We start from the raw sequence: 12,216 nt of genomic DNA, 5'->3' as shown, positions 1-12,216 counted from the left end.
TTTCTTCTACCTATCCTTCCCGCTATACCCGACGCCGCTTGGGCGGACGGCAGCCGTTGTGCGGCTGGGGGGTGACATCGGAGATGGTGCCGACCTCGAGGCCTGCGGCCTGAAGCGAGCGGATCGCGGTCTCACGGCCGGAGCCGGGTCCCTTGACGAAGACGTCGACCTTCTTGACGCCGTGCTCCTGCGCCTTGCGGGCAGCGCTCTCGGCGGCAAGCTGGGCGGCGAACGGGGTCGACTTACGCGAACCCTTGAAGCCGACGTGTCCCGAGGAGGCCCAGGAAATGACGTTTCCGGCCGGATCCGTGATGGACACGATGGTGTTGTTGAACGTGCTCTTGATGTGAGCAGCGCCGTGCGGGACGTTCTTCTTTTCCCTGCGACGCGTCTTCTGGGTCTTCTTCGGACCGGCGCTACGTGACTTGGGGGGCATTACTTCGCCTTCTTCTTGCCTGCAATGGTGCGCTTCGGACCCTTGCGGGTGCGGGCGTTGGTCTTGGTGCGCTGACCACGCACGGGCAGACCACGACGGTGGCGCAGGCCCTGGTAGCAGCCGATCTCGATCTTGCGCCGGATGTCGGCCTGGACCTCGCGACGAAGGTCACCCTCGACCTTCAACGACTCCTCGATGTACTCGCGGAGTTTGGCCAGATCCTCATCCGAGAGGTCCTTGCTCCGGAGATCCGGGTTGACGCCGGTGGCGTCCAGGATCTCCTTGGAGCGGGTGCGGCCGATGCCGTAGATGTATGTCAGTGCGATCTCCATCCGCTTTTCACGGGGAAGATCGACACCTGCGAGACGTGCCATGTGGCATTTCCTATCGGTGTTCGGAGGTCTGCTCCCAGTCCATCCCCTGTGCCTCTTCAAACGCCGACGGTCTTCTCGACCGGCGAAGTCTCAACTAACTCAGTGGGGCCCCAGCCTCCGTGCCGGGGGTGAACCGAAACCTGCCGTGGGTGTGAACCCGGTGGCCGTGGGAATCGGCTGGTGCTGGAAGGTCATCTTGTGCTTGTTGCCAAGCAGATCCTCGAAAAGCGTAGATCTAGCCCTGACGCTGCTTGTGACGCAGGTTCTCGCAGATCACCATGACCCGGCCGTTACGACGGATCACTTTGCACTTTTCGCAGATCTTCTTGACGCTCGGCTGAACCTTCACGTCTTCTGATCTCCTGTTTTGTGGCAGCCCGCTACGAGGGTCCCGCGGCGGACGTACTTCTCCTCGATCTGGTCAGATCGAGGAAGCTCTACTTGTACCGGTAAACGATGCGTCCGCGCGACAGGTCGTAGGGCGACAGCTCCACGACAACGCGATCTTCCGGGAGGATGCGAATGTAGTGCTGACGCATCTTTCCGCTGATGTGGGCGAGAACCTTGTGGCCGTTCTCGAGCTCAATGCGGAACATCGCATTGGGCAGCGGCTCGACTACTCGTCCCTCGACCTCGATGGCCCCGTCTTTCTTAGCCATATCCTCCGCGATCCATGTGGTGTGACGTGCTTATTGCATCTGTTTCCGTTACCGTGGCGCCCAATGGCTTCATCGCCGGCCGGATGCATGAATACGCCGGACCGAATCCGACCTGGGCACGCAGGCAACCGGCACGCATAGCGCACCGTTGATCCATGCTACGGGAAAATGCCCACCAGGCCAAATGCGGTCCTTCGCGCCGGCACAGCACCACTGTTCCCGCACATTCCCCGCCACTCGAAGGGTCTCTCCCGTGCGTGCTCTGATACAAAGAGTGACCACTTCGGGGGTCCGGGTCGACGGCGTGGAAGTGGGGCGGACCACTCCCCCGCCCAGATTCTGGAGAACGAGCAGTCCACGGCCGATCTCGACGCTCCCATCCTTGTCGCCGGCCGGTTCACTCTCATGGCCGACACGCGCCGGGGGCGGCGCCCTCCTGGTCCGCGGCGGCGCCCCGACCAGTAGCGGAACACTGGTCGAGGCGTTTACGCAGGCCCTTCGGAACATGGGCGCGACGATCGAGACCGGAGTTTTTCGGGCAGCACATGGCGATCAGCCTCGTGAACGACGGACCCGTCACCCTTTTGGTCGACGTGTGAACGCTCCTGTGAACGCTATTCCGGACGCAGCGTCAGAATGCGCGGGCCATCCTCCGTGACAGCCACCGTGTGCTCCCAGTGTGCGGCACGGGTACCGTCCGCTGTGACCACGGTCCAATCGTCTTCGAGGACAACGGTATCGGTGGTCCCGAGGGTCAGCATCGGCTCGATCGCGAGCACCGATCCGACCACCAGTTGCGGCCCCTTGCCCGGTGCTCCCTCGTTGGCGAGAAACGGATCCATGTGCATCTCACGACCGATGCCGTGACCACCGTAGCCGTCTACGATTCCGTACTTGCGGCCGTGCGTGACCTCGGCGGCGCGAGTGCCCAATTCGATGGCATGAGAGACGTCGGTAAGACGGTTGCCCGGCACCATCGCGGCGATCCCGGCTTCCATGGAGAGCCGGGTAGCGGCGCTGAGTTCCAGATCCGCCTCGACGAGTTCACCGACGCCGAAGGTCCAGGCCGAATCGCCGTGCCAGCCGTCGAGGATCGCACCGCAGTCGATGGAGACGAGGTCGCCTGCGACGAGAATTTCCTGCGCCGAGGGGATCCCGTGGACCACACGATCGTTGACGGACGAGCAGATCGAACCGCTGAAGCCGTGGTAACCCTTGAATGACGGCACGGCCCCGGCGTCGCGGATGACCGATTCGGCCAACTCGTCGAGTTCCAGGGTGCTCACGCCCGGCTCGGCCGCAGCCCGCACTGCCACCAGAGCTGTACCGACGATGGCACCGGCTGCCGCCATGGCATCGAGTTCGCCGGCGGTCCTGAAGGGAACGACCTTACGTTTGCGCCCGAAGCCCATTACTTACCCAGCGCTGCCAGTGCTCGGGCGTTGACCTCGTCGACTTCGCCCAGCGCGTCAACGGTGAGGAGTTGATCCTTGTAGTAGTCGAGCAGCGGTGCGGTCTCCTCGCGGTACACCCGCAGTCGGTTGCGGATGACGTCTTCCTTGTCGTCGGCACGACCCCGGGCCAGCATCCGCTCCACCACGATGTCCTCGTTCACCACGAAGGACAGAACGGCGTCGAGCTTGGTGCTCAGGTCCGCCAGGATCGCCTCGAGCGCCTGCGCCTGATCGACAGTCCGGGGGAAGCCGTCCAAGAGGAATCCGTTAGCCGCGTCCGGCTCGGCCACGCGGGCCTTCACCATGTTGTTGGTGATCTCGGACGGAACGAGGTCGCCGGCGTCGAGGTACTTCTTCGCCTCGAGTCCCAGCGGGGTGGACTGCCCGATGTTGGCGCGGAACAAATCGCCCGTCGAGATGTGCGGGACGCCGAGTTTCTCGGACAGAATCGCGGCCTGGGTGCCCTTGCCTGCACCGGGAGGACCAAGGAGGACAAGTCTCACTTGAGGAACCCTTCGTAGTTACGTTGCATCAATTGACTTTCGATCTGCTTGACCGTGTCCAAGGCGACGCTGACCAGAATCAGTACAGCCGCGCCACCGAAGATGCTGCTGGTCGTCTGACTTCCGGACAGGAAGAAGTGGGGTACCACGGCGATCAGACCGAGATAGATGGAGCCCGGCACGGTGATGCGGTTCAGAACGTAGTTCAGGTAGTCCGCAGTGGGGCGTCCGGGACGGATGCCTGGGATGAAGCCGCCGAACTTCTTCATCTCGTCAGCGCGCTCTTCCGGGTTGAACGTGATCGCCACGTAGAAGAACACGAAGAACACGATGAGCGCGAAATAGATCGTGATGTACACCGGGTTGTTCGGATTCACCAGGTACTCGTTGATGATCCGCTGCCACCAGCTCGGGTCCGTGGCCGAGGTGGCACCCGTGAGCTGCGCGATGAGGTTCGGCAGGTACAGCAGCGACGATGCGAAGATCACGGGGATGATGCCGGCCTGGTTCACCTTGAGCGGCAGGTAGGTGGACGAACCGCCGTACATCTTGCGGCCCACCATCCGCTTCGCGTACTGCACGGGAATACGGCGCTGACCCTGCTCGACGAACACGACACCCGCAATGATCGCCAGCGCCGCCACGCAGATGATCGCGAACGTGAGGCCACCCCGGCTGTCCAGGATGGCTTTGCCCTCGGACGGCAGGCGAGACGCGATACCCGAGAAGATCAGGAGCGACATGCCGTTCCCGACGCCGCGTTCGGTGATGATCTCGCCGAACCACATGACGAGTGCGGCACCGGCGGTCATGACCAGCACGATGATCACGAGCCCGAAAATGCTCTTGTCCGCGATGATCTCTTCCTGGCATCCCTGCAGGAGCTGACCGCGCGCGGCAAGAGCCACGATGCCGGTGGCCTGCAGGATCGCGAGAGCGATGGACAGGTAACGCGTGTACTGCGTCATCTTCGCCTGGCCGGACTGGCCTTCCTTCCGAAGTTGCTCGAACTTCGGAATGACGACCGTCAACAGCTGGACGATGATGCTCGCCGTGATGTACGGCATGATGCCGATCGCGAACACGGAGAGCTGGAGTAATGCACCACCCGAGAACAGGTTGATCAGCGAGTAGATGCCGGCGGAATCCCCACCCGAGAGCTGATCGACACAGGCTCGGACGTTGCCGTAGTCGACGCCGGGCGAGGGCACCACGGCACCGATGCGGTAGAGCGCGACCAGACCGAGCGCAATGAGGATCTTCCGCCTCAGGTCCGGGGTCCTGAGGGCCGAGACGAAGGCGGAAAGCAAAGATCCTCCTGGCTGGGCAAGTGGGAGGACGAGACACACGAGGAATCGTCCGTGAATGGACTCTAGAACTCTAACAGTGGCAATTGAACGCACAGCTGGGAGACCGGAGGCGGTCTACCCAGAGCCGCAAATGGCCGCAGTACAGCGCGAGGCTGTACTGCGGCCATCTACTGGCTATTGGTGATTGCTCACAGCTCGGTGGCGGTACCACCGGCAGCCGCGATTTTCTCCTTGGCGGAGCCGGTGAACTTGTTCACCGTCACCTGGACGGCGACGGTAAGGTCGCCGTCGCCGAGAACCTTGACGAGCTGGTTCTTCCGAACGGCCCCCTTGGCAACGAGATCCTCGACACCGACCTGTCCCCCTTCGGGGAACAGGCGGGCGATGTCGCCGACGTTGACGACCTGGTACTCGGTGCGGAACGGGTTGGTGAAGCCCTTGAGCTTGGGCAGACGCATATGCAGCGGCATCTGACCACCCTCGAAGGCGACCGGCACGTTCTTACGTGCCTTGGTGCCCTTCGTACCGCGGCCCGCGGTCTTGCCGCGCTTGCCGCCTTCACCACGACCGACACGGATCTTGTTGGACTTGGCTCCGGGCGCGGGGCGCAGGTGATGCAGTTTGATGGTCATGGTTAGACCTCCTCAACTGTGACGAGGTGGCGCACCACGTTGATCAGACCGCGGTTCTGCGCGTTGTCCTCGCGGACAACCGTCTGACGGATGCCCTTCAAGCCGAGGGTACGCAGGGAGTTCCGCTGGTTCTGCTTGGTACCGATGGTGCTCTTGATCTGTGTGACCTTGAGGTCGGCCATTACTTCACGCTCCCAGCCTGTGCGCGCGCACGCAGCATGCCGGCGGGGGCCACGTCTTCGAGGGGGAGACCGCGGCGAGCGGCAACTTCCTCGGGACGCTGCAGGCCCTTGAGCGCAGCGACGGTCGCATGCACGACGTTGATGGCGTTGTCGCTACCGAGCGACTTCGACAGGATGTCGTGGATTCCGGCGCACTCCAGCACGGCACGCACCGCGCCACCGGCGATAACACCGGTACCGGCGCTCGCCGGGCGAAGCATGACAATGCCGGCGGCGGCTTCACCCTGGATGGGGTGGGTGATGGTGCCACCGATCATCGGAACGCGGAAGAAGCTCTTACGAGCCTCCTCGACACCCTTCTGAATGGCCGCAGGAACTTCCTTGGCCTTGCCGTAGCCGACGCCGACGAGTCCGTTGCCGTCGCCCACGATCACCAGGGCGGTGAAGCTGAAACGACGACCACCCTTGACGACCTTCGACACGCGGTTGATGGTGACGACGCGCTCGATGAAGTTCGACTTCTCCGCAGCGTTGTCACGACGACTGTCGCGGCGGTCACGGCCGCCTCCGCGGCTGTCCCCACGGCTGTCACCGCTTGCGGGTCCATTCTGTCCGGCGGGTCCGCTTCCGCCGTCACGCCTTTGACGTCCCGGCATCAGGCTGTCCTTCCGTTCATGTACTCCGTGTTGGTCATCAGAACTTCAACCCGCCTTCGCGAGCTGCGTCCGCAAGGGCCGCGATGCGACCGTGGTAGCCGTGTCCGCCGTGGTCGAACACCACGGCCTCGACGCCGGCTGCCTTCGCGCGCTCGGCGATCAGCTGACCGACCTTCGCGCTGAGGGCCTTCTTGTCGCCGTCCGCAGCGCGCACATCCGCCTCGGTGGTCGACGCTGCGGCCAGGGTGTGGCCGGCGAGGTCGTCCACGAGCTGGACGTGGATGTGACGCGAGGACCGGTTGACGACCAAGCGGGGACGCTCGGGCGTGCCGGAGACCTTCTTGCGAAGACGGAAGTGACGACGCACCTTCGACAGGCGACGCTTTGTCGACGCATCCTTGCCCAGCGGAACCCGCTTGGCTTTCTGGTTTGCAGTCTGGCTCATATCACTTACCCGTCTTTCCGACCTTGCGGCGGATCTGCTCACCCTCGTAACGCACGCCCTTACCCTTGTACGGGTCGGGACGGCGGAGACGACGGATGTTGGCCGAGATCTGCCCGACCTTCTGCTTGTCGATGCCGGACACCGAGAACTTGGTGGGCGACTCGACCGCGAAGGTGATGCCTTCCGGAGCCTCGATGGGAACCGGGTGGCTGTAGCCGAGCGCGAACTCGAGGTCCTTGCCCTTGAGTGCGACACGGTAACCGACGCCGTGAATCTCCATCTTGGTGGTGTAACCGTCGGTCACACCGGTGATGAGGTTCTGCACCAGGGTGCGCGAGAGACCGTGCAGCGCACGGCTGCGACGCTCATCGTCGGGACGAGTCACGGCCAGCGTGCCGTCCTCGTTCTTCGCAATGGTGATCGGCTCGGAGATGGTCAGGTCGAGCGTGCCCTTGGGGCCCTTGACCGTGACATCCTGGCCGTTGATCGTGACGTCGACGCCCGAGGGGACGGTGACGGGAATCTTTCCGATACGCGACATGTGGTGGCCTCCCTTACCAGACGTAGGCGAGGACTTCCCCGCCTACTCCTTGATTGGCCGCCTGGCGATCGGTGAGCAGGCCGGTGGACGTGGAGATGATCGCCACGCCGAGGCCGCCCAGAACCTTGGGCAGGTTGGTGGACTTCGCGTACACACGCAGACCGGGCTTGGAGACGCGACGCACGCCGGCAAGGCTGCGCTCACGGCTCGGGCCGTACTTGAGGTCGACGACGAGGGTCTTGCCCACCTCGGCATCCTCGGTGCGGTAATCGGCGATGTAACCCTCGCGCTTGAGGATCTCGGCGATGTTCGCCTTGATCTTCGAGTGGGGCAACTTCACCTCATCGTGGTACGCCGTGTTGGCGTTGCGCAGACGCGTCAAGAAGTCTGCAATGGGGTCGGTCATGGTCATGAGTTGACCTTCACCTTTCTCGCCACGGTTCCCTCTGCCGTTTCCGGCGCAGGCCTATCGCGAAGTAGGTCTTACGTTTCCCGGCTCGAGGTTACGGACCGGAAGTATGGGGTGGTGCTCTTCACCCGTGCGGAGTCGGTGATCAGGTCACCGAACCCGCCGGGCGACGATTCACCAGGAGCTCTTGTGAACCCCGGGCAGTTCGCCGGCGTGAGCCATCTCGCGAACGCAGATTCGGCACAGGCCGAACTTGCGGAACACCGCGTGGGGACGGCCGCAGCGCTGGCAACGGGTGTAAGCGCGCACCGCGAACTTGGGCTTCTTGTTGGCCTTGTTGACCAATGCCTTCTTAGCCATTAGCTCAGTTCTCCTTGAACGGGAAGCCGAGGTGCTTCAGCAGGGCACGGCCTTCTTCGTTGTTGGTCGCGGTGGTCACCACGGTGATATCCATGCCGCGCGGGCGGTCGATCTTGTCCACATCGATCTCGTGGAACATCGACTGCTCGTTCAGGCCGAACGTGTAGTTGCCGTTGCCGTCGAACTGGTTGCCCGACAGGCCACGGAAGTCGCGGATACGCGGCAGGGCCACGGACACGAGACGGTCCAGGAACTCCCACATGCGGTCGCCACGCAGCGTGACGCGAGCGCCGATCGGCATTCCCTCGCGAAGCTTGAACTGCGCGATGGACTTGCGCGCCTTGCGGACCTCGGGCTTCTGACCGGTGATCAGTGCGAGGTCGTGGACTGCGCCGTTGATCAGCTTGGCGTCGCGGGCGGCGTCGCCGACACCCATGTTGACGACGACCTTGACGACGCCCGGGATCTGCATCACGTTGGCGTAATCGAACTCGCTGTTCAGCGCTGCCTTGATTTCCTCGCGGTAGCGAGTCTTCAGCCGCGGCTGGATCTTGTTCTCAGTGGAGGTCATGTCAGATGTCCTTCCCGTTCTTCCGGGAAATCCGAACGCGCTTGCCGGACTCTTCGTCGGTCCGGTAGCCCACGCGGGTGGGGTTGCCGTCCGAGTCGACGACCGCGACGTTGGAAACGTGGATCGGGGCTTCCTGCGTCACGATGCCGCCGGAGGAAGCTCCGCGCTCGTTCGCGGAAACCGCGGTGTGCTTCTTGATGCGGTTCACGCCTTCGACGAGGACCTTGTTGGTCGCGGGGTAGGCCTGAATGACCTTGCCCTTCGCGCCCTTGTCCTTGCCGGCGATGACCAGCACGGTGTCACCCTTGTGCACCTTCATCACAGCACCTCCGGGGCGAGCGAGACGATCTTCATGAACTTCTTCTCACGCAGCTCACGGCCGACGGGGCCGAAGATACGGGTGCCACGGGGATCGTTGTCCGGCTTGATGAGGACAGCGGCGTTCTCGTCGAACTTGATGTACGAGCCGTCCGGACGGCGACGTTCCTTGGTGGTACGGACGATGACCGCCTTGACGACCTCGCCCTTCTTGATGTTTCCACCCGGGATGGCGTCCTTCACGGTGGCGACGATGATGTCACCGATCCCGGCGTAACGGCGTGACGAACCACCGAGAACGCGGATGCAGAGAATCTCCTTGGCACCCGTGTTGTCGGCGACGCGCAGCCGCGACTCCTGCTGAATCACTTACTTCTCCTTGACCTGGTTTTTTCGACTGGTGCGGTCTCGGAAGACGCACTGTCATGCACGGCGGATTTCCGACCCGACGTACGCGGTCTGTACCCACTGATGGTGGGGTGCCCTGCGTCTGCCGCAAGGCAACCCCACCATCGTACTGGACACAATCTTCGTTTTCTTACTTGGCCTTCTCGAGGACCTCGACGAGGCGCCAGCGCTTCGTCGCGGACAGCGGACGGGTCTCCATCAGCTGCACGAGGTCGCCGATACCGGCGACACCGTTCTCGTCATGTGCCTTGACCTTGCTGGTGCGCCGAATGATCTTGCTGTAGAGCGGGTGCTTGACCCGGTCCTCGAGCTCGACCACGATGGTCTTCTCCATCTTGTCGGAGACGACGTAGCCGCTCCGAACCTTACGGCTGTTGCGCTCTTCAGTGCTCACTGCTTTTTCCTCACTCATGCCGCGTCACCTGTGTCCGGGCCAACGGCCAGCCCGAGCTCACGCTCACGCAGAACGGTGTAGACACGCGCGATCTCGTGACGGACGGTGCGAAGTCGGCGGTTGTTGTCCATCTGACCCGTGGCCATCTGGAAGCGAAGGTTGAACAGCTCTTCCTTCGACTCACGAAGCCGGGTGACCAGCTCTTCTTCGGTGAGCTCGCGGAGCTCTGCGGCTGGGGTTCCAGTAGCCATCAGAACTGCTCCTCCCTTGTCACGATCCGGCACTTGCACGGGAGCTTGTGAATCGCGCGGCGCAGGGCCTCACGAGCGGTCTCCTCATTGGGGTAGCTCATCTCGAACATCACGCGACCCGGCTTGACGTTCGCGATCCACCACTCGGGCGAACCCTTACCGGAACCCATGCGGGTTTCGGCCGGCTTCTTCGTGAGGGGGCGATCCGGGAAGATGTTGATCCAGATCTTGCCGCCACGCTTGATGTGCCGGGTCATGGCGATACGAGCGGACTCGATCTGCCGGTTGGTGATGTAGGCAGGCTCGAGAGCCTGGATGCCGTAGTCACCGAAGGTCACCTGGGTTCCACCCTTGGCGGCACCCGAACGGCTCGGATGGTGCTGCTTGCGGTGCTTGACCCGCCTTGGGATCAACATGCGTCAGCCCTCCTTCTGTTCAGTCGTAGCGGGTGCATCGGCGGTGGCGGTCGCTGCGCGGCCGGCCTCGGTGCTGGTCGCGGTGGTGCCGGTGGCACCGGAGCGACGCGGACGGGTCGGACGCTCACGCCGCGGACGGTCGCCGGCGGGAGCAGCCACGTTGGCGGCCAGCTCACGCTTGCCACCGACGATGTCGCCCTTGTAGATCCAGACCTTCACGCCGATGCGACCGAAGGTGGTCTTGGCCTCGTAGAGTCCGTAGTCGATATCGGCACGCAGCGTGTGCAGCGGAACGCGACCTTCGCGGTAGAACTCCGAGCGGGACATCTCGGCGCCGCCGAGACGACCGGAGCACTGGACCCGGATTCCCTTGACGTTGGGCTGACGCATGGCCGACTGGATGGCCTTGCGCATCGCACGACGGAAGGCGACACGGTTCGAGAGCTGCTCGGCCACACCCTGTGCGACGAGCTGAGCCTCTGCCTCGGCGTTCTTGACCTCGAGGATGTTCAGCTGGACCTGCTTGCCGGTCAGCTTCTCGAGCTCGGAACGGATGCGATCGGCCTCGGCGCCGCGGCGGCCGATGACGATGCCCGGACGAGCGGTGTGAATGTCCACCCGCACACGGTCACGGGTGCGCTCGATCTCGACCTTCGCGATTCCCGCGCGCTCCATGCCGGTGGCGAGGAGCTTACGGATCGCGACGTCTTCCTTGACGTACTCCGCGTACTGCTTGTCTGCGTACCAGCGGGACTTCCAGTCGGTGGTGATGCCGAGTCGGAAGCCGTGCGGGTTGATTTTCTGGCCCACTACTGAGCACTTCCCTTCCGGCGATTACGGGTCGATGTTCCGGCCTTGGGCAGGCTCTCCACGATCACGGTGATGTGGCTCGTCCGCTTGCGGATACGGAACGCACGTCCCTGTGCACGCGGCTGGAACCGCTTGAGGGTCGTGCCCTCGTCCACGTACGCCGTGGCAACGACAAGCGTGCTCGGGTCGAGGTCGAGGTTGTTCTCGGCGTTGGCGGCAGCGCTGGCGATCACCTTGGCGACCGGCTCGCTCGCAGCCTGCGGCGCGAACTTCAGGATGTTCAGGGCGTCTTCAACCGAACGCCCGCGGACCAGGTCCACAACTCGACGCGCCTTCATCGGCGTGACACGCACGTGGCGCGCGATTGCCTTGGCGGTCGGGTTGGCGGTTTCGGTGTTGCTCATCGCCTCTTCGCCTTCCGATCATCCTTGATGTGACCCTTGAAAGTGCGGGTCGGTGCAAACTCTCCGAGCTTGTGTCCGACCATCGAATCGGAAACGAACACGGGGACGTGCTTGCGTCCGTCGTGGACCGCAAACGTGTGGCCGATGAAGTCCGGGATGATCGTGGAACGACGGGACCAGGTCTTGATGACCTGCTTGGTCCCCTTCTCGTTCTGTACGTCCACCTTCGCGAGGAGGTGGTCATCGACGAACGGGCCCTTCTTAAGGCTGCGTGGCATCCTTCACTCCCTCCTAGCGCTTGTTCTTGCCGGTACGGCGACGACGGACAATGAGCTTGTCGCTCGCCTTGTTCTTGCGGGTGCGCCCTTCGGGCTTACCCCACGGGCTGACCGGGTGGCGTCCACCGGAGGTCTTGCCCTCGCCGCCACCGTGCGGGTGGTCGACCGGGTTCATCACGACACCACGAACGGTCGGGCGCTTGCCCTTCCAGCGCATGCGGCCGGCCTTACCCCAGTTGATGTTCGACTGCTCGGCGTTACCGACCTCACCGATCGATGCGCGGCAGCGCACGTCGACGCGACGGATCTCACCGGACGGCATACGCAGCGTGGCGTAGGGGCCTTCCTTGCCGAGCAGCTGGATGCTGGCACCAGCCGAGCGGGCCATCTTGGCACCGCCGCCGG

At 63.5% G+C, this 12,216-nt stretch carries 24 protein-coding genes and 2 pseudogenes; 2 read left to right on the top strand and 24 right to left on the bottom strand.

Annotated features, from left to right (window positions below; translation table 11 throughout):
* Positions 1–22: 22 nt before the first annotated feature.
* The 4 genes from rpsK to infA all read right to left on the bottom strand — a co-directional run bounded on the left by rpsK (position 23) and on the right by infA (position 1,469).
* Positions 23–436, bottom strand: coding sequence for a 30S ribosomal protein S11 (gene rpsK, locus WAW17_RS24330; protein WP_422335447.1), 414 nt, complete (start codon positions 434–436; stop codon positions 23–25).
* On the bottom strand, positions 436–810 hold the full coding sequence (gene rpsM, locus WAW17_RS24325) for a 30S ribosomal protein S13 (RefSeq protein ID WP_422335446.1): 375 nt from the start codon (positions 808–810) through the stop codon (positions 436–438). The genes rpsK and rpsM overlap by 1 nt, the downstream gene beginning before the upstream one ends.
* A 235-nt stretch (positions 811–1,045) precedes the next feature.
* A complete protein-coding gene (gene rpmJ / locus WAW17_RS24320) occupies positions 1,046–1,159 on the bottom strand; it encodes a 50S ribosomal protein L36 (RefSeq protein WP_003938068.1) in 114 nt (37 codons plus the stop codon).
* A gap of 88 nt (positions 1,160–1,247) precedes the next feature.
* A complete protein-coding gene (gene infA / locus WAW17_RS24315) occupies positions 1,248–1,469 on the bottom strand; it encodes a translation initiation factor IF-1 (protein WP_003418601.1) in 222 nt (73 codons plus the stop codon).
* A gap of 253 nt (positions 1,470–1,722) precedes the next feature.
* Here infA and WAW17_RS24310 point away from each other — a divergent pair.
* Together WAW17_RS24310 and WAW17_RS24305 are read left to right on the top strand one after the other, a co-directional pair.
* Positions 1,723–1,800 (top strand): annotated as a pseudogene (locus WAW17_RS24310) (D-tyrosyl-tRNA(Tyr) deacylase); the annotation flags it as partial.
* Between the two features lie 145 nt (positions 1,801–1,945).
* Positions 1,946–2,068: pseudogene (locus WAW17_RS24305) on the top strand (hypothetical protein); the annotation flags it as partial.
* A 15-nt stretch (positions 2,069–2,083) separates the two neighbouring features.
* On the opposite strand, the gene map reads toward WAW17_RS24305, so the two are convergent.
* From map to rplB, 20 genes are all read right to left on the bottom strand, one after another.
* On the bottom strand, positions 2,084–2,881 hold the full coding sequence (map, locus tag WAW17_RS24300; protein WP_422335445.1) for a type I methionyl aminopeptidase: 798 nt from the start codon (positions 2,879–2,881) through the stop codon (positions 2,084–2,086).
* Positions 2,881–3,426 (bottom strand): adenylate kinase, encoded by a 546-nt coding sequence (locus WAW17_RS24295; protein ID WP_422335444.1) that lies wholly within the window; start codon positions 3,424–3,426, stop codon positions 2,881–2,883. The genes map and WAW17_RS24295 overlap by 1 nt, the downstream gene beginning before the upstream one ends.
* Positions 3,423–4,736, bottom strand: coding sequence for a preprotein translocase subunit SecY (secY, locus tag WAW17_RS24290; protein ID WP_422335443.1), 1,314 nt, complete (start codon positions 4,734–4,736; stop codon positions 3,423–3,425). The genes WAW17_RS24295 and secY overlap by 4 nt, the downstream gene beginning before the upstream one ends.
* A 188-nt stretch (positions 4,737–4,924) precedes the next feature.
* Positions 4,925–5,368 (bottom strand): 50S ribosomal protein L15, encoded by a 444-nt coding sequence (gene rplO / locus WAW17_RS24285; protein WP_422335442.1) that lies wholly within the window; start codon positions 5,366–5,368, stop codon positions 4,925–4,927.
* Positions 5,369–5,370: 2 nt separating this feature from the next.
* A complete protein-coding gene (gene rpmD, locus WAW17_RS24280) occupies positions 5,371–5,550 on the bottom strand; it encodes a 50S ribosomal protein L30 (protein WP_378572957.1) in 180 nt (59 codons plus the stop codon).
* Positions 5,550–6,206 (bottom strand): 30S ribosomal protein S5, encoded by a 657-nt coding sequence (gene rpsE, locus WAW17_RS24275; protein ID WP_422335441.1) that lies wholly within the window; start codon positions 6,204–6,206, stop codon positions 5,550–5,552. Before rpsE ends, rpmD begins: the two co-directional genes overlap by 1 nt.
* A gap of 37 nt (positions 6,207–6,243) precedes the next feature.
* Positions 6,244–6,651: a 50S ribosomal protein L18 gene (gene rplR, locus WAW17_RS24270; RefSeq protein WP_095860921.1), complete on the bottom strand. Its 408-nt coding sequence runs from the start codon at positions 6,649–6,651 to the stop codon at positions 6,244–6,246.
* A gap of 1 nt (position 6,652) precedes the next feature.
* Entirely contained in the window at positions 6,653–7,192 is a 540-nt protein-coding gene (rplF, locus tag WAW17_RS24265) for a 50S ribosomal protein L6 (protein ID WP_422335440.1), read from the bottom strand.
* Positions 7,193–7,205: 13 nt separating this feature from the next.
* Positions 7,206–7,604 carry a 30S ribosomal protein S8 gene (gene rpsH, locus WAW17_RS24260; protein ID WP_422335439.1) on the bottom strand — a complete coding sequence of 133 codons (399 nt, stop codon included), beginning with the start codon at positions 7,602–7,604 and terminating at the stop codon, positions 7,206–7,208.
* A 171-nt stretch (positions 7,605–7,775) separates the two neighbouring features.
* Complete coding sequence (locus WAW17_RS24255; protein ID WP_422335438.1) at positions 7,776–7,961, bottom strand: type Z 30S ribosomal protein S14; 186 nt, start codon at positions 7,959–7,961, stop codon at positions 7,776–7,778.
* Between the two features lie 4 nt (positions 7,962–7,965).
* On the bottom strand, positions 7,966–8,532 hold the full coding sequence (gene rplE, locus WAW17_RS24250) for a 50S ribosomal protein L5 (RefSeq protein WP_422335437.1): 567 nt from the start codon (positions 8,530–8,532) through the stop codon (positions 7,966–7,968).
* A 1-nt stretch (position 8,533) separates the two neighbouring features.
* Entirely contained in the window at positions 8,534–8,851 is a 318-nt protein-coding gene (rplX, locus tag WAW17_RS24245; protein ID WP_005239640.1) for a 50S ribosomal protein L24, read from the bottom strand.
* Positions 8,851–9,219, bottom strand: coding sequence for a 50S ribosomal protein L14 (gene rplN, locus WAW17_RS24240; RefSeq protein WP_005239639.1), 369 nt, complete (start codon positions 9,217–9,219; stop codon positions 8,851–8,853). The genes rplX and rplN overlap by 1 nt, the downstream gene beginning before the upstream one ends.
* 169 nt (positions 9,220–9,388) lie before the next feature.
* A complete protein-coding gene (rpsQ, locus tag WAW17_RS24235; RefSeq protein WP_422335436.1) occupies positions 9,389–9,670 on the bottom strand; it encodes a 30S ribosomal protein S17 in 282 nt (93 codons plus the stop codon).
* A complete protein-coding gene (rpmC, locus tag WAW17_RS24230) occupies positions 9,667–9,903 on the bottom strand; it encodes a 50S ribosomal protein L29 (RefSeq protein WP_422335435.1) in 237 nt (78 codons plus the stop codon). The genes rpsQ and rpmC overlap by 4 nt, the downstream gene beginning before the upstream one ends.
* Positions 9,903–10,319 (bottom strand): 50S ribosomal protein L16, encoded by a 417-nt coding sequence (gene rplP, locus WAW17_RS24225; RefSeq protein ID WP_422335434.1) that lies wholly within the window; start codon positions 10,317–10,319, stop codon positions 9,903–9,905. Before rplP ends, rpmC begins: the two co-directional genes overlap by 1 nt.
* Positions 10,320–10,322: 3 nt before the next feature.
* Positions 10,323–11,129, bottom strand: a complete 807-nt coding sequence (gene rpsC, locus WAW17_RS24220) for a 30S ribosomal protein S3 (RefSeq protein WP_422335433.1) — start codon at positions 11,127–11,129, stop codon at positions 10,323–10,325.
* The gene (gene rplV, locus WAW17_RS24215) at positions 11,129–11,533 is read right to left on the bottom strand and encodes a 50S ribosomal protein L22 (protein WP_422335432.1); all 405 of its coding nucleotides are present in this window, start codon (positions 11,531–11,533) and stop codon (positions 11,129–11,131) included. The genes rpsC and rplV overlap by 1 nt, the downstream gene beginning before the upstream one ends.
* Complete coding sequence (rpsS, locus tag WAW17_RS24210; protein WP_003940820.1) at positions 11,530–11,811, bottom strand: 30S ribosomal protein S19; 282 nt, start codon at positions 11,809–11,811, stop codon at positions 11,530–11,532. The genes rplV and rpsS overlap by 4 nt, the downstream gene beginning before the upstream one ends.
* A 13-nt stretch (positions 11,812–11,824) precedes the next feature.
* A partial coding sequence (gene rplB / locus WAW17_RS24205; protein ID WP_422335431.1) for a 50S ribosomal protein L2 occupies positions 11,825–12,216 on the bottom strand: 392 nt, incomplete at its 5' end.

The organism is Rhodococcus sp. (in: high G+C Gram-positive bacteria), assembly GCF_049286785.1.
Lineage (GTDB): Bacteria > Actinomycetota > Actinomycetes > Mycobacteriales > Mycobacteriaceae > Rhodococcus_F.
Note: the sequence above shows the minus strand (reverse complement) of the source record. Positions and strands in the feature narration are given on the sequence as shown.